At 70.4% G+C, this 24,375-nt stretch carries 23 protein-coding genes and 1 pseudogene; 19 read left to right on the forward strand and 5 right to left on the reverse strand.

The window, feature by feature from the left end:
• Nucleotides 1-225 precede the first annotated feature (225 nt).
• From AB0J33_RS04380 to AB0J33_RS04400, 5 genes are all read left to right on the forward strand, one after another.
• Nucleotides 226-924: a 50S ribosomal protein L25/general stress protein Ctc gene (locus AB0J33_RS04380; RefSeq protein WP_363609701.1), complete on the forward strand. Its 699-nt coding sequence runs from the start codon at nt 226-228 to the stop codon at nt 922-924.
• Nucleotides 925-1,018: 94 nt separating this feature from the next.
• Entirely contained in the window at nt 1,019-1,609 is a 591-nt protein-coding gene (gene pth / locus AB0J33_RS04385) for an aminoacyl-tRNA hydrolase (protein WP_363609703.1), read from the forward strand.
• Nucleotides 1,610-1,741: 132 nt separating this feature from the next.
• Entirely contained in the window at nt 1,742-2,572 is an 831-nt protein-coding gene (locus tag AB0J33_RS04390; protein WP_363609705.1) for an inositol monophosphatase family protein, read from the forward strand.
• Between the two features lie 73 nt (nt 2,573-2,645).
• On the forward strand, nt 2,646-3,557 hold the full coding sequence (gene cysD, locus AB0J33_RS04395) for a sulfate adenylyltransferase subunit CysD (protein ID WP_363609707.1): 912 nt from the start codon (nt 2,646-2,648) through the stop codon (nt 3,555-3,557).
• A gap of 11 nt (nt 3,558-3,568) precedes the next feature.
• A complete protein-coding gene (locus AB0J33_RS04400; RefSeq protein ID WP_363610224.1) occupies nt 3,569-4,885 on the forward strand; it encodes a GTP-binding protein in 1,317 nt (438 codons plus the stop codon).
• A gap of 265 nt (nt 4,886-5,150) precedes the next feature.
• Here AB0J33_RS04400 and galK read toward each other — a convergent pair whose 3' ends face one another.
• Nucleotides 5,151-6,317: a galactokinase gene (gene galK, locus AB0J33_RS04405; protein WP_363609709.1), complete on the reverse strand. Its 1,167-nt coding sequence runs from the start codon at nt 6,315-6,317 to the stop codon at nt 5,151-5,153.
• Between the two features lie 114 nt (nt 6,318-6,431).
• The gene (gene galE / locus AB0J33_RS04410; protein WP_363610226.1) at nt 6,432-7,361 is read right to left on the reverse strand and encodes a UDP-glucose 4-epimerase GalE; all 930 of its coding nucleotides are present in this window, start codon (nt 7,359-7,361) and stop codon (nt 6,432-6,434) included.
• A gap of 248 nt (nt 7,362-7,609) precedes the next feature.
• Between galE and AB0J33_RS04415 the strand changes: the two are divergent.
• The 6 genes and pseudogenes from AB0J33_RS04415 to AB0J33_RS04440 form a co-directional block, all read left to right on the forward strand.
• Nucleotides 7,610-8,581: pseudogene (locus AB0J33_RS04415) on the forward strand (hemolysin family protein); the annotation flags it as partial.
• A 219-nt stretch (nt 8,582-8,800) separates the two neighbouring features.
• Nucleotides 8,801-9,826 carry a tryptophan--tRNA ligase gene (gene trpS / locus AB0J33_RS04420; protein ID WP_363609711.1) on the forward strand — a complete coding sequence of 342 codons (1,026 nt, stop codon included), beginning with the start codon at nt 8,801-8,803 and terminating at the stop codon, nt 9,824-9,826.
• Nucleotides 9,827-9,851: 25 nt separating this feature from the next.
• Nucleotides 9,852-10,421, forward strand: a complete 570-nt coding sequence (locus AB0J33_RS04425) for a 2'-5' RNA ligase family protein (RefSeq protein WP_363609713.1) — start codon at nt 9,852-9,854, stop codon at nt 10,419-10,421.
• 79 nt (nt 10,422-10,500) lie between these two features.
• A complete protein-coding gene (locus AB0J33_RS04430) occupies nt 10,501-11,424 on the forward strand; it encodes a YhjD/YihY/BrkB family envelope integrity protein (RefSeq protein WP_363609715.1) in 924 nt (307 codons plus the stop codon).
• Nucleotides 11,424-11,810 (forward strand): GntR family transcriptional regulator, encoded by a 387-nt coding sequence (locus AB0J33_RS04435; RefSeq protein WP_363609717.1) that lies wholly within the window; start codon nt 11,424-11,426, stop codon nt 11,808-11,810. Before AB0J33_RS04430 ends, AB0J33_RS04435 begins: the two co-directional genes overlap by 1 nt.
• 81 nt (nt 11,811-11,891) lie before the next feature.
• Complete coding sequence (locus AB0J33_RS04440) at nt 11,892-12,329, forward strand: hypothetical protein (protein ID WP_363609719.1); 438 nt, start codon at nt 11,892-11,894, stop codon at nt 12,327-12,329.
• Nucleotides 12,330-12,403: 74 nt separating this feature from the next.
• Here AB0J33_RS04440 and AB0J33_RS04445 read toward each other — a convergent pair whose 3' ends face one another.
• The 3 genes from AB0J33_RS04445 to AB0J33_RS04455 all read right to left on the reverse strand — a co-directional run bounded on the left by AB0J33_RS04445 (nt 12,404) and on the right by AB0J33_RS04455 (nt 15,694).
• Nucleotides 12,404-12,775 carry a VOC family protein gene (locus tag AB0J33_RS04445; protein ID WP_363609721.1) on the reverse strand — a complete coding sequence of 124 codons (372 nt, stop codon included), beginning with the start codon at nt 12,773-12,775 and terminating at the stop codon, nt 12,404-12,406.
• Between the two features lie 206 nt (nt 12,776-12,981).
• Nucleotides 12,982-14,616, reverse strand: a complete 1,635-nt coding sequence (locus AB0J33_RS04450; protein WP_363609723.1) for a glycoside hydrolase family 13 protein — start codon at nt 14,614-14,616, stop codon at nt 12,982-12,984.
• A gap of 31 nt (nt 14,617-14,647) precedes the next feature.
• Entirely contained in the window at nt 14,648-15,694 is a 1,047-nt protein-coding gene (locus AB0J33_RS04455; protein ID WP_363609725.1) for a LacI family DNA-binding transcriptional regulator, read from the reverse strand.
• A gap of 199 nt (nt 15,695-15,893) precedes the next feature.
• On the opposite strand from AB0J33_RS04455, the gene AB0J33_RS04460 reads away from it, so the two are divergent.
• The 8 genes from AB0J33_RS04460 (at nt 15,894) to AB0J33_RS04495 (ending at nt 24,147) form a co-directional block, all read left to right on the forward strand.
• Nucleotides 15,894-17,141, forward strand: a complete 1,248-nt coding sequence (locus tag AB0J33_RS04460) for a maltose ABC transporter substrate-binding protein (protein WP_363609727.1) — start codon at nt 15,894-15,896, stop codon at nt 17,139-17,141.
• Complete coding sequence (locus AB0J33_RS04465; protein ID WP_363609729.1) at nt 17,141-18,784, forward strand: ABC transporter permease subunit; 1,644 nt, start codon at nt 17,141-17,143, stop codon at nt 18,782-18,784. Before AB0J33_RS04460 ends, AB0J33_RS04465 begins: the two co-directional genes overlap by 1 nt.
• Nucleotides 18,785-18,836: 52 nt before the next feature.
• Nucleotides 18,837-19,712, forward strand: coding sequence for a sugar ABC transporter permease (locus AB0J33_RS04470; RefSeq protein ID WP_363609731.1), 876 nt, complete (start codon nt 18,837-18,839; stop codon nt 19,710-19,712).
• 170 nt (nt 19,713-19,882) lie between these two features.
• A complete protein-coding gene (locus AB0J33_RS04475; RefSeq protein WP_363609733.1) occupies nt 19,883-20,605 on the forward strand; it encodes a glycosyltransferase family 2 protein in 723 nt (240 codons plus the stop codon).
• Entirely contained in the window at nt 20,602-21,012 is a 411-nt protein-coding gene (locus tag AB0J33_RS04480) for a hypothetical protein (protein ID WP_363609735.1), read from the forward strand. Before AB0J33_RS04475 ends, AB0J33_RS04480 begins: the two co-directional genes overlap by 4 nt.
• Before the next feature lie 4 nt (nt 21,013-21,016).
• Nucleotides 21,017-22,399 (forward strand): hypothetical protein, encoded by a 1,383-nt coding sequence (locus AB0J33_RS04485; RefSeq protein ID WP_363609737.1) that lies wholly within the window; start codon nt 21,017-21,019, stop codon nt 22,397-22,399.
• Between the two features lie 61 nt (nt 22,400-22,460).
• Nucleotides 22,461-22,802 carry a hypothetical protein gene (locus AB0J33_RS04490; protein WP_363609739.1) on the forward strand — a complete coding sequence of 114 codons (342 nt, stop codon included), beginning with the start codon at nt 22,461-22,463 and terminating at the stop codon, nt 22,800-22,802.
• 277 nt (nt 22,803-23,079) lie between these two features.
• Nucleotides 23,080-24,147 carry a BMP family ABC transporter substrate-binding protein gene (locus tag AB0J33_RS04495; protein WP_363610228.1) on the forward strand — a complete coding sequence of 356 codons (1,068 nt, stop codon included), beginning with the start codon at nt 23,080-23,082 and terminating at the stop codon, nt 24,145-24,147.
• Nucleotides 24,148-24,375: the final 228 nt, after the last annotated feature.

Consider the following 24,375-nt stretch of genomic DNA (forward strand, 5'->3'; position numbering starts at 1 on the left):
AGCCGTGATCGGGGACTGCCGCAAACCCTGGAAACAGCTCGGGTAGACTGGTGCGGTTGCCACGGCGAGGGTGCCCGGCGGGCCGCTGAAAAGCGCCGCACGGAGGCACCGTCATCGACGCGGTGCTCCGGGCAGTCGTTCATGACGCATGAGCCCCAGCGAGCCCCTCGCCCCAGCACCGCCAGACGACAAGCCGCCGCAGCGAAAAGCATCAGGAGTTTCCCCGTGTCCGAGGTAAAGATCAGCGCCGAGCCCCGCACCGAGTTCGGCAAGGGTGGTGCCCGCCGTACCCGCCGGGCCGGCAAGGTGCCCGCCGTGCTGTACGGCCACGGCGAGAAGCCCAAGCACATCGCGCTGCCGTCGCGGGAGTTCGCCGCGGCGATCCGCAAGGGCGGTGCCAACCAGCTCTTCGCGATCGACATCACCGACGGCACCCAGGTGCTGGCGCTGCCGAAGGCGATCCAGCGCGACCCGATCCGGGACACCTTCGAGCACGTCGACCTGATCCTGGTCCGCCGGGGCGAGAAGGTCACCGTCGAGGTCCCGGTCCAGCTGACCGGCGAGGCCGCACGGGACACCCTGATCGTGCACGACCACGACACCCTCTCGGTGACCGCGGACGCCACCAAGGTCCCGGACCACCTCGAGGCGTCGATCGAGGGCCTGGAGGCGGGCACCCTGGTGACCGCCGGCGATGTCCAGCTGCCGGCCGGCGTCGAGCTGGCCGCCGACTCGGAGCTGACCGTCGCCTCGGTGACCGCCGCCCCGACCGCCGAGCAGCTCGAGGCGACGCTGCCCGAGGTCGAGGTGGCCACCGACGAGGCCGAGGCCGAGGTCGGCGAGACCACCGAGGGCTCCGAGGGCGCGGACGCCGCCCCGGCCGCCGAGGGCGACGAGGCGGCCGAGACGCGCGCCGAGGCCTGATCGGTTCGTACTCTGCGACAGGCGTCCCCGGAGGTTCGGGGGCGCCTGTCGGCGTATCGGGAGTCGGTGCAGTGCAGGTCGGAAGGGACGGGTCGTGACGGACGAGGCGGGGCCGTGGCTGGTGGTCGGCCTGGGCAACCCGGGCCGGGAGTACGCCGGGAACCGGCACAACGTCGGGTTCATGGTTGCCGAGCTGCTGGCCGGGCGGGTCGGCGCGCGTTTCGGCCGGCACAAGCGGGCGGTGGCCGAGGTGGCCGAGGCGCGGCTGGGCTTCGGTGGGCCGAAACTCGTGCTGGTGAAGCCACTGACGTACATGAACCTCTCCGGGGGGCCGGTGGCGGCGCTGGCGCAGTTCTACAAGGTGCCGACGACACAGGTGATCGCCGTGCACGACGAGCTCGACATCGGGTTCGGCCAACTGCGGGTCAAGTTCGGTGGCGGTGAGGGCGGGCACAACGGCCTGCGCTCGATGTCGAAGTCCTTGGGCACGAAGGACTACGCCCGGGTGCGGTTCGGCGTCGGTCGACCGCCGGGGCGGCAGGATCCGGCGGACTACGTGCTGTCGGATTTCGGCGCGGCAGAGCGCAAGGAGCTGGATTTCCTGGTGGACCGGGCTGCCGACATGGTGGAGTCGGTGATCGTCAAGGGCGTGGAGCCGACCCAGAACCTCTATCACGGCAGTTGAGCCGGGCGGGGCGTACCCGATCGGTCTCGGCAGGCCCGGTAGTCTGCGCCTTTCGGCGTGCCGCGACCGGCGACGCGAGTCGCGGCGGATCGGCCCGTGCGGGCAGTGCGGCGAGGCGACGGGAGCGGGCAGATGAGCAGTCCTCCGATGATCGATGGCGCGTTCGCCCGATGGTTGGCGTCCCGGGCTGGGCAGGCGCTGCTCGACCTGCGTACCGAGATGGGTTTCGCGGACGGCGGCGCGCTGAAGTCTGCCGGTGACAAGGTGTCGCACGACCTGATCCGCACGGAGTTGGCGAAGTGGCGGCCGGGTGACGCGGTCCTCTCCGAGGAGGACGAGGGGTCGCGGATGGCCTGGGCCGCCGAGGTGAACACCGGGGCGGTGTCGCGGTTGACCTCGGACCGGGTCTGGATCATCGATCCGTTGGACGGCACCCGCGAGTTCTCCGAGGAGGGCCGCTCGGACTGGGCGGTGCACGTCGCGCTCTGGGCGCGCAACGCGCCGAGTCCGCACGGCCTGGTCGCCGGGGCGGTCGGGCTCCCGGCGCAGCATCGGGTGCTGGGCACGGACTACCCGCCGGCGTACCCCCCGATGACCGTCGAGGCGGCCACGGCCGGTGAGCGCAAGATCCGGCTGGCGGCGAGCCGGAGCCGGCCGCCCGTCTTCCTGACCGATCTGGCCGAGGACGTCGGGGCGCACCTGGTGCCGATGGGCTCGGCCGGCGCGAAGATCGCCGCCGTGGTCACCGGCGAGGTCGACGCGTACATCCACGCCGGTGGGCAGTACGAGTGGGACTCGGCGGCACCGGTCGCTGTGGCGACGGCCACCGGGCTGCACGCTTCCCGGATCGACGGTTCTGCGCTGAAATACAACGAGGCGGATCCGCGCCTGCCCGACCTTCTGGTCTGTCGCAAGGATCTCGCCACCCGGTTGCTTGCAGCGCTGCAGAAACATTCCGGGTAGCCTGAGCGTCTTCTTGACATGCCCGACCGGAAAGGTCTGGAAATCGGATGAGCGAGCGAATCGAGCCGGTGTCATGACCACGCCCGCGGCGTACCAGGTGTCGCACCTGGACACCTTGGAGGCGGAGAGCATCTTCGTGATGCGCGAGGTGGTCGCCGAGATGGAACGCCCGGTGCTGCTCTTCTCCGGTGGCAAGGACTCGATCGTCATGCTGCGGTTGGCGCAGAAGGCGTTCGCCCCGGCCAACATCCCCTTCCCCGTCATGCACGTCGACACCGGGCACAACTTCCCCGAGGTCCTGGAATACCGCGACCAGCGGGTCGCCGAGCTGGGGTTGCAGCTCGTGGTGGCGAGCGTGCCGGAGGCCCTGGCCAGCGGCAGGGTCCGGGAGTCCGCCGACGGCATGCGCAACCGGATCCAGACACCGGTGCTGCTGGACGCGGTGGAGAAGCACCGCTTCGACGCGCTGTTCGGTGGCGCCCGCCGGGACGAGGAGAAGGCTCGGGCGAAGGAGCGGGTGTTCAGCTTCCGCGACGAGTTCGGTCAGTGGGATCCGAAGAACCAGCGGCCGGAGCTGTGGTCGCTGTACAACGGCCGGCACCACCCGGGCGAGTCGATCCGGGTCTTCCCGCTGTCCAACTGGACCGAGCTGGACGTCTGGCACTACATCGCCCGGGAACGCATCCCGCTGCCGTCGATCTACTACGCGCACGAGCGCGAGGTGATCGAGCGGGACGGCATGTTCTACGCGGTCAACGAGTTCTTCCGCCCCCGCGCGGGTGAGGAGCGGTTCAAGGCGCAGGTGCGCTATCGCACCGTCGGCGACGCCTCCTGCACCGCCGCGGTCCGTTCCGACGCGGACACCGTGGAGAAGGTCATCGAGGAGGTGGCGGCCACCCGGATCACCGAGCGCGGCGCCACCCGCGGTGACGACCGGGTCAGTGAGGCCGCCATGGAGGACCGCAAGCGGGAGGGCTACTTCTGATGAGCACCGAGATGGTGGCATCCGCGAATGCGGAGGCCCGGGCTGTTGCCGGGGCCGGGCCGGAGGCCCGGGCCATGGACCTGCTGCGGTTCGCCACCGCCGGCAGCGTCGACGACGGAAAGTCGACCCTGATCGGGCGGCTGCTCTACGACACCAAGTCGCTCTTCACCGACCAGTTGGCCGCCGTGGAGGCGGTCAGCGCGGCCCGCGGCGACGAATACACCAACCTGGCGTTGCTCACCGACGGTCTGCGGGCCGAGCGGGAGCAGGGCATCACCATCGACGTGGCGTACCGGTACTTCGCCACCCCCCGGCGCAAGTTCATCATCGCGGACACCCCGGGCCACATCCAGTACACCCGCAACATGGTCACCGGGGCATCGACGGCGGACCTGGCGTTGATCCTGGTGGACGCGCGCAAGGGTCTCGTCGAGCAGTCCCGACGGCACGCGTTCCTGTGCTCGCTGCTGCGGGTGCCGCACCTGGTCCTCTGTGTCAACAAGATGGACCTGGTCGACTGGTCGCAGGAGGTCTACGAGCGGATCGCCGACGAGTTCACCGCGTTCGCCGCGAAGCTCGACGTACCGGACCTCACCGTGGTGCCGATCTCCGCGCTGCGCGGCGACAACATCGTCACCCGATCGGAGAACATGCCCTGGTACGAGGGCCCGTCGCTGCTGCACCACCTGGAGCGGGTGCACATCGCGAGCGACCGCAACCTGGTCGACGTCCGGTTCCCGGTGCAGTATGTGATCCGTCCGCAGTCCACCACCGTCACCGACTACCGCGGTTACGCCGGTCAGGTCGCCTCCGGCGTCCTGAAGCCGGGTGACGAGGTGATGGTGCTGCCCTCCGGCTTCACCAGCCGGATCGCCGCCGTGGAGACCGCCGACGGGCCGGTGGCGGAGGCGTTCCCGCCGATGTCGGTGACGGTACGACTGGCCGACGAGATCGACATCTCCCGGGGTGACCTGATCTGCCGGCCGAACAACGCGCCGGCGGTGGCCCAGGACATCGAGGCGATGGTCTGCTGGATGGACGAGACGGCCCCGCTGCGGGTCGGCGCCCGGTACGCGATCAAACACACCACCCGCTCGGCGCGGGCGATCGTGCGCGGGCTGCACTACCGGTTGGACATCAACTCGCTGCACCGCGACGAGTCGGCCGACGAACTGCGGCTCAACGAGATCGGCCGGGTGCGACTGCGCACCACGGTCCCGCTGTTGGCCGACGAATACCGTCGCAACCGCACCACCGGTGGCTTCGTCATCATCGACGAGGCGACCAACCGCACGGTGGGCGCCGCCATGATCGTCGAAGCCGCCTAACCCCAACCCGCCTGCCCGCCCGCGCGCCCCGCGTCGCCGGCAAGATCGCGCTCGATCCAGGAAGTAGTGGCCTCGCACGACGCCACTACTTCCACGAACCAGCACGATCTCCCACCCCTCCCCACCCTCCAACCCCTCCCGCCCCCTCCCGGCCCACACCCCGCGCCCAGGCTCCGTGATCAAGAGGTTTGCGTCAGGATGCGGGCTCGGATTGACGCAAACCTCTTGATCAACCTGGTCGGGGGGTGGGGGTTAGGGGTGGGGGTTAGGGCAGGCGGGTGGCGCCGGGGGAGGGGAGGACCGTCGCGGTGGTGGGGGCGGTGAAACCCCGTTCCGCGTACGCGCTGGTGACGGCGGCGGCCACCGCGTCGGCCCGGTCGGCCTCGACCAGCGCGAGCACACACCCGCCGAAGCCGCCGCCGGTCATCCGCGCGCCCAGCGCACCGGCCGCCAACGCCGCCTCGACCGCGGTGTCGATCTCCGGCACGGTGATCTCGAAGTCGTCGCGCATCGAGACGTGGGAGGCGGTCAGCAGCGGGCCGATGTCGCGGACCCGAGCGACGCGGAGGAGCGCCACCGTGTCCAGTACGCGCTGGTCCTCGGTCACCACGTGCCGGACCCGCCGCCGGGTCTCCTCGTCCTCGATCTGAGCCAACGCTGCGTCGAGCTGGTCGACCCCCACGTCCCGCAGCGCGGCGACGCCGAGCACGCGCGCGCCGGCCTCACAGGAGCGGCGACGGGCTGCGTACTCCCCGTCCGCGTGTCGGTGCGGCGCCCGGCTGTCGATCACCAGCACCGCCAGCCCGGCGGCCTCCAGGTCGAACGGAATGTGCTCGACCGACTCGTCCCGACAGTCCAGGAAGAGGGCGTGCCCGGCGCGGCAGCGGATCGACGCGGACTGGTCCATGATGCCGGTCGGCGCGCCCACGTAGACGTTCTCCGCCCGCTGCGCCAGCCGGGGTTGCGACTCCGGGGCGAGTTCCAGCCCGCCGAGGTCGAGCAGCGCGGCCAGCACAGCCGACTCCAGCGCTGCCGAGGAGGACAGCCCGGAGCCCAGCGGCACGTCGGAAGCGATCGCCAGCCGGGCACCCGGCACCGGATGACCCGCCTCGCGCAGCGCCCACACCACACCCGCGACGTACGCGCCCCAGTCGCTGACCCGCCCCGGCTCGGCGACGTCGTCCGCGCCGAAGGTGATCGTCTCGCCGGAAAGCTCGGACCAGACCGTCCACTGCTCCCCGTCCTGCCGGTCGGCCGCGACCACGGTGCGCATCGGCAGCGCGAACGGCAGCACGAACCCGTCGTTGTAGTCGGTGTGTTCGCCGATCAGGTTCACCCGGCCCGGAGCAGCCCAGCGCCCGGAGGGCTGGCCGCCGAACTGCGCGGCGAAGCCGGCCGCGGCCCGCTCGGCGACATCACTCCTCGCGCTCACTGTTGTCCCTTCGTTCGCGACTGCGGGGCTCGCAAACCCGGCTCACTCCTCGCGCTCACCGTTGTCCCTTCGACCGCGACTGCGGGGCTCGCAAACCCGGCTCACTCCTCGCGCTCACCGTTGCCCCAGGATGTGTGCGCGGTAGAACGCCCAGGCATCGCCGACCATGTCGTGCAGGGTCGGCTTCCGCGGCACCCAGCCCAACTCCTCGCGGGCCAGCGCGGAGGACGCGACCAGCTCGGCCGGGTCGCCCTCGCGGCGTGGCGCGACCTCGACGGGCAGTTGGTGCCCGGTGACCTCGCGGACCACGTCGACAACCTGGCGGTTGGTGAAGCCGTTGCCGTTGCCCAGGTTGTAGATGCGGTGTTGGCCGCTGGTGGCCGCGTCCAGCGCCAGCAGGTGCGCGCGGGCCAGGTCGGCGACGTGGATGTAGTCGCGGACGCAGGTGCCGTCCACGGTGGGGTAGTCGTCCCCGAAGAGCTGGAGCTTCTCCCGCCGGCCGGCGGCGACGTCCAACGCGATCGGGATCAGGTGCGTCTCCGGGTCGTGCCGCTCGCCGAGCGTGACGTCACCGTCGAGGTGGGCGCCGGCCACGTTGAAGTAGCGCAGCGAAACGGCGGCCAGGCCGTGCGCGATCGCCTCGGAGGTGAGCGCCATGTCGACGGCGAGCTTGGTGGCGCCGTACGTGTTGGTGGGTGCCTTGACCGCGTTCTCGGTGATGGGCAGCTCGGTGGGGTTGCCGTAGACGGCGGCGGTGGAGGAGAAGACCAGCCGGGGCACCCCGGCGGCCCGGACCGCGTCGAGCAGGGCGAGCGTGCCGATGGTGTTGTTCTGCCAGTACAGCTCCGGCTTGACCATCGACTCGCCGGCGGCGATCAGGGCGGCGAAGTGCAACACCCCGTCGAAGCCGGCATCCGCGGTGACGACGCGGGCGGCGTCGTGGATGGACGCCTCGACGTGGGTCGCGTCCGGGGCGAGGGCCGCGCGGTGGCCGGTGCGCAGGTCGTCCAGGATGACCACCTCGTGGCCCGCGTCGAGCAGCATCCGGGTCACCACGCTCCCGATGAAGCCGGCGCCCCCGGTGACGAGCAGTTTCACGTCGTTGCCTCCTGCCTGGCCCGCCCGGGACGTGGCCCTCCGGTGATCACACTAGGGCGGTGGCTGGCACCCTCGCCGACACCCCCGTCAACCCCATTCCATCATAATCTTTCACGATTAAACAGAGCCGAACATCCCGCGTGGCGTCGCGTGATCCCCGGTGCGGTGGGCCCACGGTGTCTACCATCTCTTTCATGCGGGAAGCGGCCCGTTCCGGGCTCCGGCGACGCGCGCGGGTGCACCCCCGCCGCGACCCCGGCCCGCTCGCCCGGGCCGTCGCCCGGATGCTGGTGCGCGCCGCGGATGGGGCCACCCGACTCGTCACCGATCTGCTCGGGACCGGCCCGGCGGCCGGCCGGGAACGCATCTCCGAGGCCGACCTGCGGGATCTGGTCGCCGCGAACACGGTGCTCGACCCGGACGAGCGGCGGATCATCGACGAGGTCCTGGTGGCCGGTGCCAGTCTGATCCGTGAGGTGATGATGCCGCGTACCGAGGTGGTCTTCCTCCCGGCCCGGTTGACCATCGCCGAAGCCGCCCGACTGGTCCGCGCCGAGACGCACACCCGTTACCCGGTCACCGACGGCACTCACGACGACGTGGTCGGCTTCGTGCACCTCCGTGACGTGCTGCTGCGTCCGGATACGGACCCCTGCGTCACCGTCGGCGAGTTGGCCCGGGAGGTGAAACGGCTTCCCGGCAGCAAACGGGTGCTCGCCGCGCTGACCGAGATGCGTCGGGAGGGTCAGCACCTCGCGGTGGTGGTCGACGAGTACGGCGGCACGGCGGGGATCATCACCCTGGAGGATCTCATCGAGGAGTTGGTCGGTGAGATCCACGACGAGTACGACGCCGCCCCGGACCCGGTACACGCCGGCCTGCCCGCCGTGGTGGACGGCCGCCTCAACCTCGCCGACTTCGCCGAACGGACCGGGGTGGCACTGCCACCCGGCCCGTACGAGACGGTGGGCGGTTTCGTCATGGCCGCGCTGGGCCGGCTCCCGGTGCCCGGTGACGAGGTGCCGGTGCCCGGTGAGCCCGCCGATGCCGGCGCGTCCGGTCCGGCCGACCCGCCGGCCGGCTGGCTGCTGCGGGTGCTCACGTTGGACGGCCGCCGGGTGGCCCGGCTCGCGGTCTCCGCCGCGCGCCCGACCGAGCAGCGCCGCGCGCACGACCCGGAGCAGGACGCCGAGCAACGCCGTGAACCCACCGTCGAGCAGGCCCGGGAGGCGGTGGCGGGGCAGCACCGTCGGGTCGCGGCCGGGCCGACGCGCCGGATCGGCGCGGGCGAGCCTCGCGAGGTCAGCAGCCCGGCACCGGCGGGCCGGAGCCGACCCGCCGGCCCGTCATGACGGGCCGGCTTGCTTGCTGACAGAATTATCGCCATGTCCGACGTTCCCGCCCGGCCCCGCGTCTTCTCCGGCATCCAGCCGACAGCCGACTCGTTCCACCTCGGCAACTATCTGGGCGCCGTGCGGCACTGGGTGGCACTACAGGACACGCACGACGCGTTCTACTGCGTGGTGGACCTGCACGCCATCACCGCGGGCCACGATCCGGCGCTGCTGCGCCAGCGGACCCGGGTGGCCGCGGCCCAGCTCTTCGCGGTCGGGCTCGATCCGGAACGCAGCACCCTGTTCGTGCAGTCGCAGGTGCCCGAGCACCCGCAGCTGGCCTGGGTGCTCGGCTGCATCACCGGCTTCGGTGAGGCCAGCCGGATGACCCAGTTCAAGGACAAGTCGCAGAAGCAGGGCAACGAGCGGGCCAGCGTCGGGCTGTTCACCTACCCGATCCTGCAGGCCGCCGACATCCTGCTCTACCAGGCCAACGCGGTGCCGGTCGGCGAGGACCAACGTCAGCACCTGGAGCTTTCCCGGGATCTGGCCCAGCGGTTCAACTCGCTGTTCGGCGCGACGTTCACGGTGCCCGCGCCGCACATCGTCAAGGACACTGCCAAGATCACCGACCTCCAGGACCCGACCGCGAAGATGTCGAAGTCGTCGTCCTCGCCGGCCGGCATCATCGACCTGCTCGAAGACCCGGCCCGGTCCGCCAAGAAGATCCGCTCGGCGGTGACCGACACCGGGCGGGAGATCGTCTTCGACACCGAGACCAAGCCCGGCGTGTCCAACCTGTTGACCATCCACTCGGCGCTCAGTGGCCGTGGCATCGACGAGCTGGTGGCCGCGTACGCGGGCCGTGGCTACGGTGACCTGAAGAAGGAGTTGGCCGAGGTGGTGGCGGACTTCGTCCGCCCGATCCAGGAGCGCACCCGCTCCTACCTCGACGATCCGGCGCAACTGGACAAGCTTCTCGCGGCCGGCGCGGAAAAGGCCCGCGCGGTGGCCTCGACGACCCTGCGGTCCGCGTACGAGCGGGTCGGGTTCTTCCCGCCCGTGCGCGGCGAGTAACTCCGCGGTACAGGTGGCCGGGTCGGTGGTCGGAGGGGCGGCGCGAAGCGTGGATCGCAGTGGTGGGGTGCCGCCGACCGGCGACACCATCCAGATCGGCATCGCGGTGGACATCCCCGAGCCGTGGGGTGCCCAGCTCACCCGGCGACGGATCGAAGCCGGTGATCCACTGGCGGTGCCGGCGCACGTGACGTTGCTCGGGCCCACCGAGATCCGGACGGCCAACCTGCCCGCGGTCGAGCGGCACCTGGCCGCCGTCGCCGCCGCGCACCTGCCGTTCACGCTGCACCTGCGGGGCACCGGCACGTTCCGTCCGGTCACCCAGGTGGTGTTCGTCGCGGTGGCCTCCGGGATCAGCGAGTGCGAGTTGCTGGCCGCCGCGATCACCGCGACGCCGGACCTGCGCCGGGAGGCCCGCTTCCCGTACCATCCGCACGTCACCGTGGCACAGGACGTGGCACCGGAGGCCCTGGACAAGGTGTACGAGGATCTGGCCGACTTCTCCGCGATGTTCGAGGTCGACGCGTTCACCCTCTTCTCGCACAGCGGGCAGGCCCGGTGGCAGCCGCGTCGCGACTTCTGCCTCGGCGACTGAGCCGCCGGCGACGCGCCGGCCGGCGAGCATCGGAAGCCGGTTGCCACCACAGCGGTCGGAGATCGGCGAGGATGATCGCGTGAACGTGATCGGCCGGATCGAGGCGGGCATCGACCGCTGGGTGAGCGCCGCGCGCCACCGGTCGGGGCTCTTCGATCATGTGTGGCGGGCCGGCGCGCTGTACGCCGAGGTGCTGGCCGGCAGGTTGGCCGCGGCGATCGCCTACTACGGCTTCTTCGCGGTGTTCGCGCTGGCCCTGGTCGCGTACTCGATCTTCGGCGCGATCCTGGAGGACAACGACGAGGTGAGCGCGGCAGCGGCCGACTTCCTCAAGGAGAATCTGCCGTTCCTGGACGCCCAGCAGATCGCCAACTCCAGCGGCACGGTCGGCGTGGTCGGCCTGATCATCCTGGGCTTCACCGGGATCGGGTGGGTGGAGGCCATTCGGTCCTCGCAGCGGTTGATGTATCGGCTCAACCAGCAGCCGGGCAACCTGGTGGTCCGGCGGCTCGTCGACCTGGGCGTGATGATCGGCGTCTTCGTGCTGCTCGGCGTCTCGGTCGCGGCGGTGGACGCGCTGGAGTCGCTGCTGCGTTTCCTGCTGCGCAGCACCGGGTCGGTGGGTCTGACCACGATCAGCGCGGTGCTCAGCGTGTTGGTCAACACCGTGCTCGCCACCGCCCTCCTGCTCGCCGTGCCCCGGCTGCGGATGAGCCGGTCCCGGCTGCGCCCGGTGGTGGTGCTGGTGGCGGTCGGGATCACGCTGCTGAACACCGTGGGGCGGTACTACGTGGTGCGCACCGAGCGCAATCCGGCGTACACCGTGGTGGCCGGCGCCGTCGGTCTGCTGCTCTACCTCTACCTGCTCAACCAACTGGTGCTGTTCGGTGCGGCGCTCCTCGCCACCAGCCCCAACGGCCGGGTGGTCGACCTCGCGGAGACCCCCGCGCCGCGAGATGTCGACGAGGGCACCGACCCCGGTACGCCGGGCGGTGCGGGCTGATGACGGAAGGCGCGCAGGTGCTGATCTCGGTCGACCAGGACTCCCCGGTGCCCCCGTACGAGCAGGTGCGCGGGCAGCTCGCCGAGCTGATCGGAGACGGTCGGTTGCCGGTGGGCAGCCGCCTACCCACCGTCCGGCAGCTCGCCGCCGATCTGCGGCTCGCCGCGAACACGGTGGCCCGCGCGTACCGCGAGTTGGAGGCGGCCGGGCTGTTGGAGACGCGGGGACGCAACGGCACCTTCGTCGCTCCCGGCCGGGACGACGCCCTCGACCGGCTGCACCGGGCGGCTGCTGGCTACGCGGCGGAGGCGGTCCGGTTGGGCGTACCGCCGGCCACCGCGCTCGCCCTGGTCCGTGCCGCCCTGGACGCTGTCCGCCCCGGCTGACCGGCTGCCGATCGACCGCCGGATGGGCGGTAACTGAGGAGAAAGGCGTCGGCGCTCGCGTTTGCCGACCATGATGAGCGCGTGGGCGCTCTCATGACACTGGACCTGCCGGCGGACTCGCCGCTCCTCGGCCTGCCGTGGATCATCACCTTCGGTCCGCTCGGTGACCTCGACGAGTGGGAGCCGGTGGTCTGCGGGCCGTACGAGCGGCCGCACGCGTTGGCACTGGCCGAGGCGGTGGTGGCCGAGGAGCAGTTGATGGCCGTGGTGGAACCGCTGCTGCCGGCGTTGTCGGCCGACGAGATCCGCAGTGAGATCGCCGCCGCGCAGGTCGCCGCCGAGGACGAGGCCCGCCAGGTGGAGAGCGCCGATCTGTACGGGGACTTCGAGGACGTGATCGACGAGGAGTTGGACGCCGCAGCCGACGAGGCGGGCCACGGTGAGCCCGCCGAGCCGCCGGACGAGGCCGAGGTGCGCGCCGGCTTCACCAGGATCGCGGCGCTGCTCACCGCGAAGTGAGCCGCTGCTCACGGCGAAGTGAGCCGCTGCTCACCGCGAAGTGAGCCGTCAGCGAGTCACCGCGAAGTGAACCGTCAGCGGGTCGGCGCGCGGTCCAGCACGCAGAACTCGTTGCCCTCGGGATCGGCGAGCACCGTGAACTGCTCGGCTCCGGTCTGCCCGACGTCGACCTGCCGCGCGCCGAGGCTCAGCAGCCGCCGTACCTCGGCCTGGGGGTCCGCGTCGGCGACCAGGTCGAGGTGCAGCCGGTTCTTGCCCCGCTTGGCGGTGCCCGAGCCCTGCAACCACACGCTGGGCGTGGCGGCGGACGGCTGGCCCGGCGGCCAGAGCTTGGCGCTGCCGTCGTCGCCCTGCTCGACCTGATAGCCGAGCGCCGCGGACCAGAACGCCACCATCACGTCCAGGTCCTCGACGTCGAGCGTGCACTGAGCGATCCGTACCACCATGGGTCACCTCCGCAGCGATGGTGCCCGATGCGGTACCCGCGACGCCTGCGGGTCACACCACCGGCCGGGTACGGACACCGGCGCCGCACGGAGCGGACTCCGCGCGGCGCCGGTGGCACCTCACCCCCCACCACAAGGGGCCGGTAGCCCAGCCGCCCGTCGGCGCGGGGCACGACGAACGACCAGGTCGATCTGGAGTTACCCGTTCAGCGCTGTTCCAACCAGACTGCCGCGTCAATTGGCAGGAGATGACCGGAGCGCTGCTCGGTGAGCGTGTCGCTGGCGACGAGCGGCTGACCGTACCCGTCGATCGGGACCGGTGCGCCGCTCAGGTTGACCACGCAGGTCAGCACGCTCGCGCCGGCGGCGCGGGAGAAGGCCAACACGCCCGGCCCACCCTCCAGCCAGGTGACCCCGTCGGCGGCGGCGGTCAGCGCGGGGTGAACGTGGCGGATCCGCAGCGCGGTCCGGTACAGCTCCAGCGTGGAGCCGGGCACGTCGGTCTGCGCCGTGACCGACAACGCCTGCCAGACGGCCGGGGTGGGTAGCCAGCTCAGCTCGCTGCCGGCCGGCCCGAAGCCGTACGGGGCCGACTCGCCGCTCCACGGGATGGGCACCCGGCAGCCGTCACGGCTCTCGCCGGTGCGCAGGAACGCCGGATCCTGGCGCAGCTCGTCGGGAAGGTCGAGCACCTCCGGCAGGCCCAACTCCTCGCCCTGGTAGAGGTAGGCGCAGCCGGGCAGGGCGAGCATCAGCAGGCTCGCGGCGCGGGCTCGCCGCAGCCCTTCGGCGCCGTCGCCGTAGCGGGTGACGTGCCGTTGCTTGTCGTGGTTGGACAGCACCCAGGTGGTCGGCGCCCCGACCACGGTCGCCTCGGCCAACGCGGTGTCGATCACCTTGCGGAACGAGTCGGCCGACCAGGTGGCGTCGAGGAAGTCGAAGCTGAAAGCCTGGTGCAGCTCGTCCGGGCCGATGTAGCGGGCCAGCCGCTGGGGCGTCTCGGCCCACGCCTCGGCGACCGCCATCCGACCGCCGGGGTAACTGTCCAGGATGGGCCGCCAGGCGCGGTAGATCTCGTGTACCTCGTCCTGGTCGAAGTAGGGCAGCCGACCCCTGCCGAGCAGTTCGACCTGGCGCTGGCCGGTGGTCATCGAGCTGAAGCCGACGTCCGGCAGCCCTTCCGCTTTGATCATGCCGTGTGCCACGTCGATCCGGAATCCGTCCACGCCGCGGTCCAGCCAGAACCGCAGCACGTCCTCGAACTCGGCGCGGACCTGCGGGTGACGCCAGTTGAGGTCCGGCTGAGCCGGGTCGAACAGGTGCAGGTACCACTGACCGTCCGCGATCCTGGTCCAGGCCGGGCCGCCGAAGATGCTCTCCCAGTCGTTCGGGGGCAACTCGCCGTGCGCGCCCCGGCCGTCGGCGAAGAGGTAGCGGGCCCGTTCCGGTGAGCCGGGGCCGGCGGCGAGCGCGGCGGTGAACCAGGGGTGCGCGCTGGAGGTGTGGTTGGGCACCAGGTCGACGATGATTCGCAGGCCGTGGGCGTGCGCGTCGGTGATCATCGCGTCGAAGTCGTCGAGGGTGCCGAACATCGGGTCGACGTCCCGGTAGTCGGCCACGTCGTACCCGCCGTCGATCATCGGCGAGGTGTAGAAGGGGGTCAGCCAGAGCGCGTCCACCCCGAGGTCGCGCAGGTACGGCAGGCGCTGCCGGATGCCCTGGAGGTCGCCGGTGCCGTCGCCGTCGCTGTCGGCGAAGCTGCGGACGTACACCTGGTAGACGACCGCGGCGCGCCACCAGTCGTCGTCGGTGGCGTGCGGAGGGGTGGCGGCGCTGATCATTCGAGCAATATGCGGCCCGTCGCTGCAAGAGTCAAGCAGTTCTTGCGTAAGAGAGGCGCGCGGAAGTCGGCGCGACCGCGGTGGAGCCACGGACCACCAGCTCCGGGCGGAACAGGTACTCGGAGTGCGGGGCGCCGTGCCCGTTGATCTCGTCGACCAGGGCTCGGACGGCGGCAACCGCCATCGCGGTGACCGGCTGCCGCATGGTGGTCAACGGCGGGTCGGTGAAGGCCATCAGCGGTGAGTCGTCATAGCCCACCACGGAGAGGCCGTCGGGCACGTTGCGACCGCGTTGGCGGGCGGCCCGGATCGCGCCGAGCGCCATCAGGTCGGAACCGCAGACGACACCGGTGACGCCGCGGTCCAGCAGTCGGCCGGCCGCCGCCTCGCCACCCTCCACTCCGAACAGGGACAGCTCGGCCAGGGGGCCCAGGTCGGCTTCGGCGACGCCGGCCAGGCGGGTCATCGCGGAGCGCCAGCCGGCCACCTTGCGCTGCACCGGAACGAACCGGTCCGGGCCGGTGATCAGGCCGATCCGTCGGTGCCCGAGCGCGACTAGGTGGGCGACGGCCAGTTCGGCCGCCTCCCGGTCGTCGCAGGAGACGAAGGGCGCGCCGATGCCGGGCACGTACCCGTTGATCATCACGACCGGCAGTGGCCGGGCGAGCAGGGCGCGGTAGCGATCGTGGTTGGCGGCGGTGTCCGCGTGCAGGCCGGAGACGAAGACGATCCCGGAGACCTGCCGGTCCAGCAGCATCTCCACGTACTCGTCCTCGGTCACGCCGCCGGCGGTCTGGGTGCAGAGCACCGGGGTGAACCCGCTCTGCGCCAGTGTCGACTCGATGACCTGGGCGAACGCGGGGAAGATCGGGTTGTCCAACTCCGGCACCACCAGGCCGACCAGCCCCGCGCTGCGCTTACGCAGCCGGGCGGGGCGCTCGTAGCCGAGCACGTCGAGGGCGGTGAGAACGGCCTGCCGGGTCTCCGGGGCCACGCCGGGGCGGTCGTTGAGCACCCGCGACACCGTGGCCTCGCTGACTTCGGCCTGCTGGGCGATGTCGGACAGTCGAGCGCGCATGGCGGCACTTTAGCCCACCGGCAAGTTCTTGCGGGGTGCTCTGCAAGCCCTTCCATAATCTGCAACGTCTTGCTAACGTCCCCGCAACATGCGAGAGCAGCGGCGCACGTCCATGCGCCGGTTGGCAAGAACTTCCAGAGGTTTCCACTGGCGGGCCGTCCTTCCCCCGGCGGGCCCCGCCATGACGACAGGAGTACCGATGCGCATCCGTACCGCGGGTGTGGTCGCCCTCTTCGCCCTGGCGCTCGCCGCCTCGGGCTGTGGTGGCGACAGCGACGAACCGGCCGCGAAGGAAACCCCCAAGGCCGCCGGCGGCAAACTGGTGATCTGGGCGGACGACAAGCGGACCGCCGCCCTCAAGCCGTTCGCCGAGAAGTTCGGCCAGGAGAACGGCGTCACCGTCGAGGTCCAGGCCGTCAGCAAGGACCTCCAGACCAACTTCGTCACCGCGTCCCAGCAGGGCAGCGGCCCGGACGTGGTGGTCGGCGCACACGACTGGATCGGCAACCTGGTGCAGAACGGCGCCATCGACCCGGTGCAGCTCGCCGCCGAGCAGAAGAGCGCGTTCAACCCGACCGCCATCAAGGCGGTCACCTTCAACGGCCAGCTGTACGGCGTGCCGTACGCGCAGGAGAACCTGGCGCTGATCCGCAACACCGACCTGGCCCCCGAGGCGCCGAAGACCATTGAGGACCTGGTCGCCGACGGCAAGAGGCTCAAGACGGCCAAGAAGGCCACCGAGACGCTCTGCCTCCAGGTCGGCCAGAACGGCGACGCGTACCACATCTACCCGCTGTACACCTCGGCCGGCGGCTACCTGTTCGGGACCGGCGCCAACGGCGACTACGACCCGAAGGACCTGGGCGTGGGCAAGCCCGAGTCCGTCGCGGCCTTCAAGAAGATCGGCGCGCTCGGCGAGAAGGGCGCGGGGGTGCTCAAGCGCTCCATCTCGGACACCAACTCGATCGCCACCTTCACCGGCAAGAAGTGCGCGTACCTGGTCTCCGGGCCGTGGGCGGTGGCCGACGTCAAGAAGGCCAACATCAAGTACGACATCTCGCCGATCCCCGGCTTCGCCGGCGGCAAGGAGGCCCAGCCGTTCGTCGGCGTGCAGGCCTTCTACGTCGCCGCCAAGGGTAAGAACAAGGCGCTGGCCCAGGAGTTCGTGGCCAACTACACCAGCACGCCCGAGCTGGCCGTCGCGCTGTACAACGCCGAGGCCCGGCCGCCGGCGCTGACCGCCGCTCTCGACCAGGTCAAGGGCACCGACCCGGACCTGGCCAAGTTCCAGGAGGCGGGCAAGAACGGGCAGGTGTTGCCGGCCATCCCGGCGATGGCCGCGATCTGGGACCCGTTCGGCAAGGCCGAGGCCGCCGTCATCGGCGGGGCCGACCCCACCAGCACCATCACCGCGGCCGGCAGGACCATCTCCGGCCAGATCAAGTAATGAGTACGCCGCTGTCCGGCCCGGGGTCTGCCACGCAGGCTCCGGGCCGGGAGCCCGCCGGCTCCCGCCTTCCGCGCCCACGTCCGTCGCGCACCCGCGACGACGCCCCGATCACCCTGACCGGGCTCGCCGGCAAGGTGCTCCTGCTCGGCCTGACCGCCGGTGTCGCGGTCTGGGCGGCCTTCCCGCTCGTCTCCGCCGGGATGTGGGCCGGACTGGCACTGCTGGCGGCGTCCACCGCCGGGCTGTTCTACCTGTACCTCACCCGCCGGCACATCCCGGCCAAATACCTGGTCCCGGGCACCCTGTTCCTGATCGCCTTCCAGGTCTTCCCGGTGCTCCACACCGCCAGCACCGCCTTCACCAACTTCGGGGACGGGCACCGGGGCAGCAAGGACGACGCGATCGTCGCCATCGCGTCCTCGTCGGTCACCCAGGTGCCCGGCTCCGCCCAGTACGCCCTGTCGATCGCCACGAAGGGCGACCCGGCCACCGGCTCGCTGGTCTTCCTGGTCACCGATCCGGGCACCGGCACGGTCTCCGTCGGCGACACCGCCGGACTACGCCGACTCGACGCCGCCGACGTCACGGTCGGCGCCGGTGGCAAGGTCACCGCCGCCGACGGGTACACCGTGTTGAACGTCGGTCAGGCCAGCGCCCGCAGCAAGGAGATCACCGACCTGGTGGTGCCCACCCCCGGTGGCGCGCTGCGTTCCAGCGGACTGTCCCGCGCCTACGAGGGCAAGGCGGTGCGGGCGTACGAGGCGGGCTGCGACTGCGTCCGGGACACCGAGAGCGGGCAGACCTGGACCGCCGACGAGGAGGCGGGCGCCTTCGTCGCCGCCGACGGTGAGCGGTTGGCCCAGGGTTGGAAGGTCGACGTGGGGCTGCGCAACTTCACCCGCGTGCTCACCGACGAGAGCATCTCCGGCCCGTTCCTGAGCACCCTCCTGTGGAACTTCGGCTTCGCCATCGGCTCCACCGGGGGAACGTTCCTGCTCGGCATGCTGATCGCCGTCGTGCTGCACGCGCCCCGGATGCGCGGCACCAACGTCTACCGGGTGGTGCTGGTCCTGCCGTACGCCATGCCGTCGTTCGCGATGCTGTTGGCGTGGCGGGACATGTTCAACGCCGACTTCGGTCTGATCAACAGTCTGCTCGGGGTCGATGTGGACTGGTTCGGGCAGGCGTGGACGGCCCGCTTCGCGGTCATCCTGGTGCAGCTCTGGCTCGGCTACCCGTACATGTTCCTGGTCGCCACCGGCGCGTTGCAGGCCATCCCGCGCGAGCTGACCGAGGCCACCTCGGTCGACGGGGCCTCGCCCTGGCAGTCCTTCCGCGCCGTCACCCTGCCGCTGCTGCTGGTCGCGCTCTCCCCGTTGCTGATCTCGTCGTTCGCGTTCAACTTCAACAACTTCAACGCGATCTACCTGACCACCGACGGCGCGCCCTTCCCGCCCGACAACCCCGCCAACGGCGCCACCGATCTGCTCATCACGTACACCTATCGGCTGGCCTTCGGCGGGCAGGGCGCGCAGTTCGGCTTCGCCGCCGCGATCTCGCTGTTCATCTTCGCCATCGTCGCGGTGGTCTCCGCGGTCAGCTTCCGCCGGACCCGCAAGCAGGAAGAGGTGTACGCGTGAGCGCGAGGAGTGAGCTTGCGAGCCCCGCAGTCGCGAACAGCAGGAGGACCGCGTGAGCGCGAGCTCCGGTCGACGGCGTAACCGTTGGTGGGCCCAGGTCGGCTGGCGGCACCTGGTCGCTCTGCTCGCCGTGCTGTTCAGCCTCTTCCCGATCGTGTTCGTGCTCTCCGCGGCGCTCAACCCGCTCGGCACGCTGTCCACCACCGAGCTGGTGCCGACCGGTGGGGTTTCGCTGGACAACTTCGTCGGGTTGTTCGAGCGGACCGCCTTCGAGCGATGGTTCCTCAACTCGCTGCTGATCGCCGGGCTGGCGTCGTTCGCCTCGGTGTTCCTCTCGGCGCTCGCCGCGTACGCCTTCTCCCGGATGCGGTTCCGGGGCCGCCGGGTGGGCCTGCTCGCGCTGCTCCTCATCCAGATGTTCCCGCAGTTCCTGGCGATCGTGGCGATCTATCTGATCTTCGGCACGATCACCGAGCTCTGGCCGTCGATCGGCTTCAACACGCCGTGGGGCCTGCTGCTGCTCTACCTGGGTGGCGCGCTCGGAGTGAACACCTGGTTGATGAAGGGTTTCTTCGACACGCTGCCCCGGGAGTTGGACGAGTCGGCGACCATGGACGGCGCCTCGCACGCCCAGGTCTTCTTCCGGATCATGCTGCCGCTGGTCGCGCCGATCCTGGCGGTCGCCGGGCTGTTGGCCTTCATCGGCACCATCAACGAGTTTCTGATGGCCAACGTGTTCCTCACCAGCACCGATTCCAAGACCTTGGCGGTGGGGATGTTCGGCCTGCTGGAGGGTAACGAGCGCAACAACAACTTCGGGATCTTCGCGGCCGGCACCCTGCTCACCGCGATCCCGACGGTGCTGGTCTTCCAGTTCCTCCAGCGGTACATCGTCTCCGGGCTGACGTCGGGCGCCGTCAAGGGTTGAGGCCGGGGGGTGGTCAATCCCGGGGTGCCGCGAGGTAGGGTGCTTCGGCACCGCCCCAACGCTGCTCAGCGATAGCGGGCCAGCGAACGTGTGGCGCGCCTGCTTCACTAGCCGCTGGTGACCCGCCGCCCCTCCATTCGCCGTCCGGTGCCGTTCCCGGGGAGACTTTCGTGCAACTGTCGATCTTGATGCCGGTTTACAACGAAGCGGAACGCGTCGCGGAGGCCCTGAAGCAGGCCCTCGCGGTGCCATACCCGTGTGAGATCGAGATCGTGGTGGTCGACGACGGCAGCACCGACGACACCGCCGAGATCCTCGGCCGGATGGATGACGCGCGACTGCGGGTCGTGACGCATCCGCGCAACGCGGGCAAGGGCGCGGCGATCAAGACGGCGGTGCAGAGCGCCCGGGGCGAGTACATGGTGATCCTGGACGCCGATCTGGAGTACGACCCGCAGGACATCCCGAGACTGTTGGCGCCGGTGTTGGACGGGCACGCGACGGTCGTCTACGGCAACCGCACCTTCGGCAGCCACAGCGCCTACAGCTTCTGGTACGTGGTCGGCAACCGGGGTGTGACGACGGCGGCGAACGTTCTGTTCAACTCGTACATCGGCGATCTGGAGACCTGCTTCAAACTGATGCCGGTGGAGCTGTACCGGTCGCTGGACATCCGGTCGCGTGGGTTCGGCATGGAGGCCGAGGTGACGGGCAAACTGCTACGGCGACGGATCCGCCCCTACGACGTGCCGATCACCTACCGGGCGCGGGGCCGGGCCGACGGCAAGAAGATCACCTGGCGGGACGGCGTGGAAGCGCTGTGGATCCTGGGCCGGGAACGGGCCCGGCGCCGCCCCGAGGGTATCCCCGCGAAGACGCTCGCCGACCGATGACGACCACGAAGCACCCGGAGCCGACCACGATCGCCCGCGTCGCCGTGGCAATCGTCGGGGTGGGCTGTCTGCTGCTGACCGTCCAGGGCGCCGTGCAGGCCGCCGGTCGTGGTGTGGCGCTGATGACCGACCGGGAACACGACCTCGCCGCACACCAGTACCAGGTGGACTTCGAGACGCTCTGGCGTCAGTTCGTCGAACAGGTGCCGACGGGCAGCCGGATCTCCCTCATCCCGGCCCGCGCCAACAAGGACCTGTGGCATCAACGGTTGAGCGAGTTCGCCGCGATGCACGGGTGTGTGGTGGTCCAGGGGACGCGGTGGGACTATTCGGTGGGCGTCGCCCTGGTGGAGCGGAAACGACCCTCCAGCGCCGGCGCGCGGTTGGTCGTCCGGAAGGCCGACTGACGACATGGATCCCACCCCGGCTCTCGCCGTCCTCGCCCTGCTCCTCGCCGGCTTCCCGCTGGCTTTCGTGATCCTGCGCAGCCCCTTCCTCGCGCTGCTCCTCGCGCCTCTGGTGGCGGCGCTGTTGAGCACCGTCGCGGTGGTCCTGATGCTGGTCATCGGCGGTCCGCTCCCGCTCTGGACTGCCCTGGTGCTGGCCGCCGGCGCGGCTGCCGCCTGGTGGCTGTGGCGCCGCCCCGGCGAGCCGGTGGCGTACGGCGGCTGGTCGCACGCGCTGCTGATCGCGCTGCCGCTGCTGCCGCCGTTCCTGATGGTCTTCGAGCCGGCCTACCAGTGGGACGCGCACTCGATCTGGTGGCTGCACGCCGGCTACTTCGCCAACGGGAGCGAGTACGCCCGCGCGGCGATCGGCAGCCCTGCCTTCGTCTTCTCACACACCGACTACCCGCCGCTGGCCTCCGCGCCGGTCGCGGCCGTGTGGAGCGTCGTCGAGCCGGACTTCCGGACCGCCCAGCTGGTTGGCGCGGTGGTCACCGTCTCCGCGATCGCGATGCTGGTCCACCTGGTCCGGCGGGCTTTGGATCGGGTGTCCGCCGGGGGGGCGTGGGCGCTCGCCATCGGGGTGGGTCTGACGTCCTGGTCGACCGTGACGTACGGGGTGACCGGCGGTCTCGCCGACGCGCTCTGGTCGGCCGCCTTCGCCGGTGCGGTGGTGGCCCTGCTGCTCAGCGCCGATCCGCTGCGCCGCCCCCTCTTGCCGCTGTTGCTGCTGACCGTCGCGGCGCTCACCAAGAACGAGGGGCTGGTGGCCGCCGCCGGCATCGCACTGCTGGTCACCCTGCGGGCCCGCGCCGATTTGCGGCGAGCCGCGCTGGTCTGGCTGCCGGTGCTGGCCGGGGGCGCCTGGGCGGTGCTGGCCCGCTTGCTGAATGCCCAGTCCGACATCACCAACGGCAGTTCGGGTGGCGGCACCTCCCGGGACACCGAGCTGGTGGAGCGGTTCCAGCTCACCGTCACGGCCCTGTGGGACGTGGTCGGTTCGGTGCTGGTGGGCGCCGCCGTGGTGGCGGTGCTCGGCGCGCTGTTCCTGCGGGCCCGCCGCCGTGCGACCGGGTTGGCAGCGGACGGCTGGGTGTGGGCGGCCAACGGGTACTACCTGACCGTTCTGGTCGGGACCTACCTGACCGGTCCGAACGACATCGAGTGGTGGCTGTTGACCTCGGTGGAACGGGTGACGCTGCCGGTGCTGCTCCTGTCGGCGGTGAGCCTCGCGGGATGGGTCGCCGTCGCGTTCGGCGGCGGCGGTCTGCGCGCGCAGTCGCCACCGGTGCTCGACGAGCCGCGTGAGCCAGCTCTGTCGGGCGCCATGCCCAAGGCGACCGGCTGATCAACAGCCGCGGGCAGTTCCCACTACTACAATCCGTCGTTCATAGGGAAGTATGGCGAGCGTGGAAGCTCTCAGACTCATTCTCCTCTACGTCCATCTGATCGGGTTCGCCCTGCTGCTCGGCGGCTCGATCGCTCAGTACCTCAGCAACCGGCTACGGATCAACCCGGCCATGCTGTGGGGCGCGGTGATCCAGTTGCTGACCGGGCTCGGTCTCTCCGCGCCGCTGCGCGACGGCGACGAGCCGGCGCCGGCGAAACTTGTGACGAAGTTGGTGATCGCCCTGCTGATCTTCGTCATGGTCTTCTTCTCCCGGAAGCGGGACGTGGTCAACCGTGGTCACTTCCTCGCGATCGTCGGTCTGACCCTGGTCAACGCGGCGGTCGCGGTCTTTTGGCGGTAACGTCCGGGGCGAGGGGGACCCCTGGAAAACCGGACGTTGCGGACGCCTGGGCGCTCGGTTACCAGCACGAAGAGTGACTTGCCCCACGCAAGGGTTACACCCGGGTAACAGGCGCTCAACAGTCGTGCACGATTGTCGGCCGGTGGGTGGGCGCGGGCGTACGCTCCCGTCCGTAACGTGGGACAGCCGGCGGCACACCGCAGGTCGGCTGATGGGCTGCCACCGCACTAGGCGCGGTGTGCAATGGGAAGGAGACGTCTTGCGCTCGGTGCGTGGGATGCGGATCGCCTCGATCGTCGCGGTGGGTGGGCTCGCGCTCACCGCCGCCGCTTGTGGCGAGGCGCCCAAGGATGACAACAACGCCGGCAGTGGCGCCAAGAAGTTCAGCGCCTGCATGGTTACCGACGTCGGCGGCATCGACGACAAGTCGTTCAACGCCTCGGCCTGGAAGGGCCTGCAGGAGGCCAAGGCCGCCAACGACAACATCGATATCAAGTACGTCGCGTCGAAGGCCGAGGCCGACTACGAGCCGAACCTGACGCAGTTCGTCAACCAGAAGTGCGACTTCATCCTGGCGGTCGGTGGCCTCATGGCCAACGCCACCTCGAAGATCGCGAAGGCGAACCCGAACCAGGAGTTCGGCATCGTCGACGCGAACCCGGGCGACCCCAACGTCTACCCGATGCAGTTCGACACCGCCCAGGCGGCGTTCCAGGCCGGCTACCTGGCCGCCGGGCTGTCCAAGAGCGGCAAGGTCGGCACCTACGGTGCGGTACCGATCCCTCCGGTGACCATCTTCATGGACGGTTTCGTCGACGGTGTGAAGTACTTCAACACCACCAAGGGCAAGAACGTCCAGGCGCTGGGCTGGAACAAGGACACCCAGAAGGGCTCCTTCTCCAACGCGTTCGACAAGCAGGACGAGGGCAAGAAGGTCTCCGACGCGCTGGTCGCCCAGGGTGCGGACATCATCATGCCGGTCGCCGGCGGCTCCGGCCTCGGCACCACCGCCGCGGCCAAGGCTTCGGGCGGCAAGTACAGCACCATCTGGGTGGACGTCGACGGCTGCGAGAGCACCCCGGACTGCTCCGCGATCGTGACCACCGTGGTCAAGAACATCCCGGATGCCGTCAAGGAGGCCGTGGTGAAGGCCGCCGCCGGCGACAAGCTGCCGGCCAAGCCGGGCTTCGTCGGCACCCTGGCCAACAACGGTGTCTCGATCGCCCCGTACCACGACTTCGACAGCAAGGTTCCGGCCGAGCTGAAGGCCGAGGTCGACAAGATCAAGGCGGACATCTCCGCCGGCACCATCACCGTCACCTCGAAGGCTCAGCCGACCAAGTGACAACCGGCCGACCGCTCCGGTGAGATCATCGGGAAGGTCGGCGGGGGACAGGTACGACCGATCGGCCGCTCTGGCTCTGCGGGTTACCCCGCGGGGTTGGAGCGGCCGATCGCGCACCACGTCAACCGGCCGGTCCGGCCGGGTCGACGGCAGCTAGGCTGCACCATCGCTCGCACTCCAGGAGGTTGCGCTGAGACTCGAACTGCGCGGCATCACCAAGCGGTTCGG

The sequence above is a fragment of the Micromonospora sp. NPDC049645 genome, from assembly GCF_040675155.1.
Taxonomy (GTDB): domain Bacteria; phylum Actinomycetota; class Actinomycetes; order Mycobacteriales; family Micromonosporaceae; genus Micromonospora.

What these genes read in the sequence shown, in the direction of transcription:
- AB0J33_RS04390 (WP_363609705.1), top strand. Translation starts at nt 1,742, where the DNA reads ATGAGCAGTCCTCCGATGATCGATGGCGCGTTCGCCCGATGGTTGGCG.
- cysD (WP_363609707.1), top strand. Translation starts at nt 2,646, where the DNA reads ATGACCACGCCCGCGGCGTACCAGGTGTCGCACCTGGACACCTTGGAG.
- AB0J33_RS04400 (WP_363610224.1), top strand. Translation starts at nt 3,569, where the DNA reads ATGGTGGCATCCGCGAATGCGGAGGCCCGGGCTGTTGCCGGGGCCGGG.
- galE (WP_363610226.1), bottom strand. Translation starts at nt 7,361, where the DNA reads ATGCTGCTCGACGCGGGCCACGAGGTGGTCATCCTGGACGACCTGCGC.
- trpS (WP_363609711.1), top strand. Translation starts at nt 8,801, where the DNA reads ATGTCCGACGTTCCCGCCCGGCCCCGCGTCTTCTCCGGCATCCAGCCG.
- AB0J33_RS04435 (WP_363609717.1), top strand. Translation starts at nt 11,424, where the DNA reads ATGACGGAAGGCGCGCAGGTGCTGATCTCGGTCGACCAGGACTCCCCG.
- AB0J33_RS04445 (WP_363609721.1), bottom strand. Translation starts at nt 12,775, where the DNA reads ATGGTGGTACGGATCGCTCAGTGCACGCTCGACGTCGAGGACCTGGAC.
- AB0J33_RS04450 (WP_363609723.1), bottom strand. Translation starts at nt 14,616, where the DNA reads ATGATCAGCGCCGCCACCCCTCCGCACGCCACCGACGACGACTGGTGG.
- AB0J33_RS04455 (WP_363609725.1), bottom strand. Translation starts at nt 15,694, where the DNA reads ATGCGCGCTCGACTGTCCGACATCGCCCAGCAGGCCGAAGTCAGCGAG.
- AB0J33_RS04460 (WP_363609727.1), top strand. Translation starts at nt 15,894, where the DNA reads ATGCGCATCCGTACCGCGGGTGTGGTCGCCCTCTTCGCCCTGGCGCTC.
- AB0J33_RS04465 (WP_363609729.1), top strand. Translation starts at nt 17,141, where the DNA reads ATGAGTACGCCGCTGTCCGGCCCGGGGTCTGCCACGCAGGCTCCGGGC.
- AB0J33_RS04480 (WP_363609735.1), top strand. Translation starts at nt 20,602, where the DNA reads ATGACGACCACGAAGCACCCGGAGCCGACCACGATCGCCCGCGTCGCC.
- AB0J33_RS04485 (WP_363609737.1), top strand. Translation starts at nt 21,017, where the DNA reads ATGGATCCCACCCCGGCTCTCGCCGTCCTCGCCCTGCTCCTCGCCGGC.
- AB0J33_RS04495 (WP_363610228.1), top strand. Translation starts at nt 23,080, where the DNA reads ATGCGGATCGCCTCGATCGTCGCGGTGGGTGGGCTCGCGCTCACCGCC.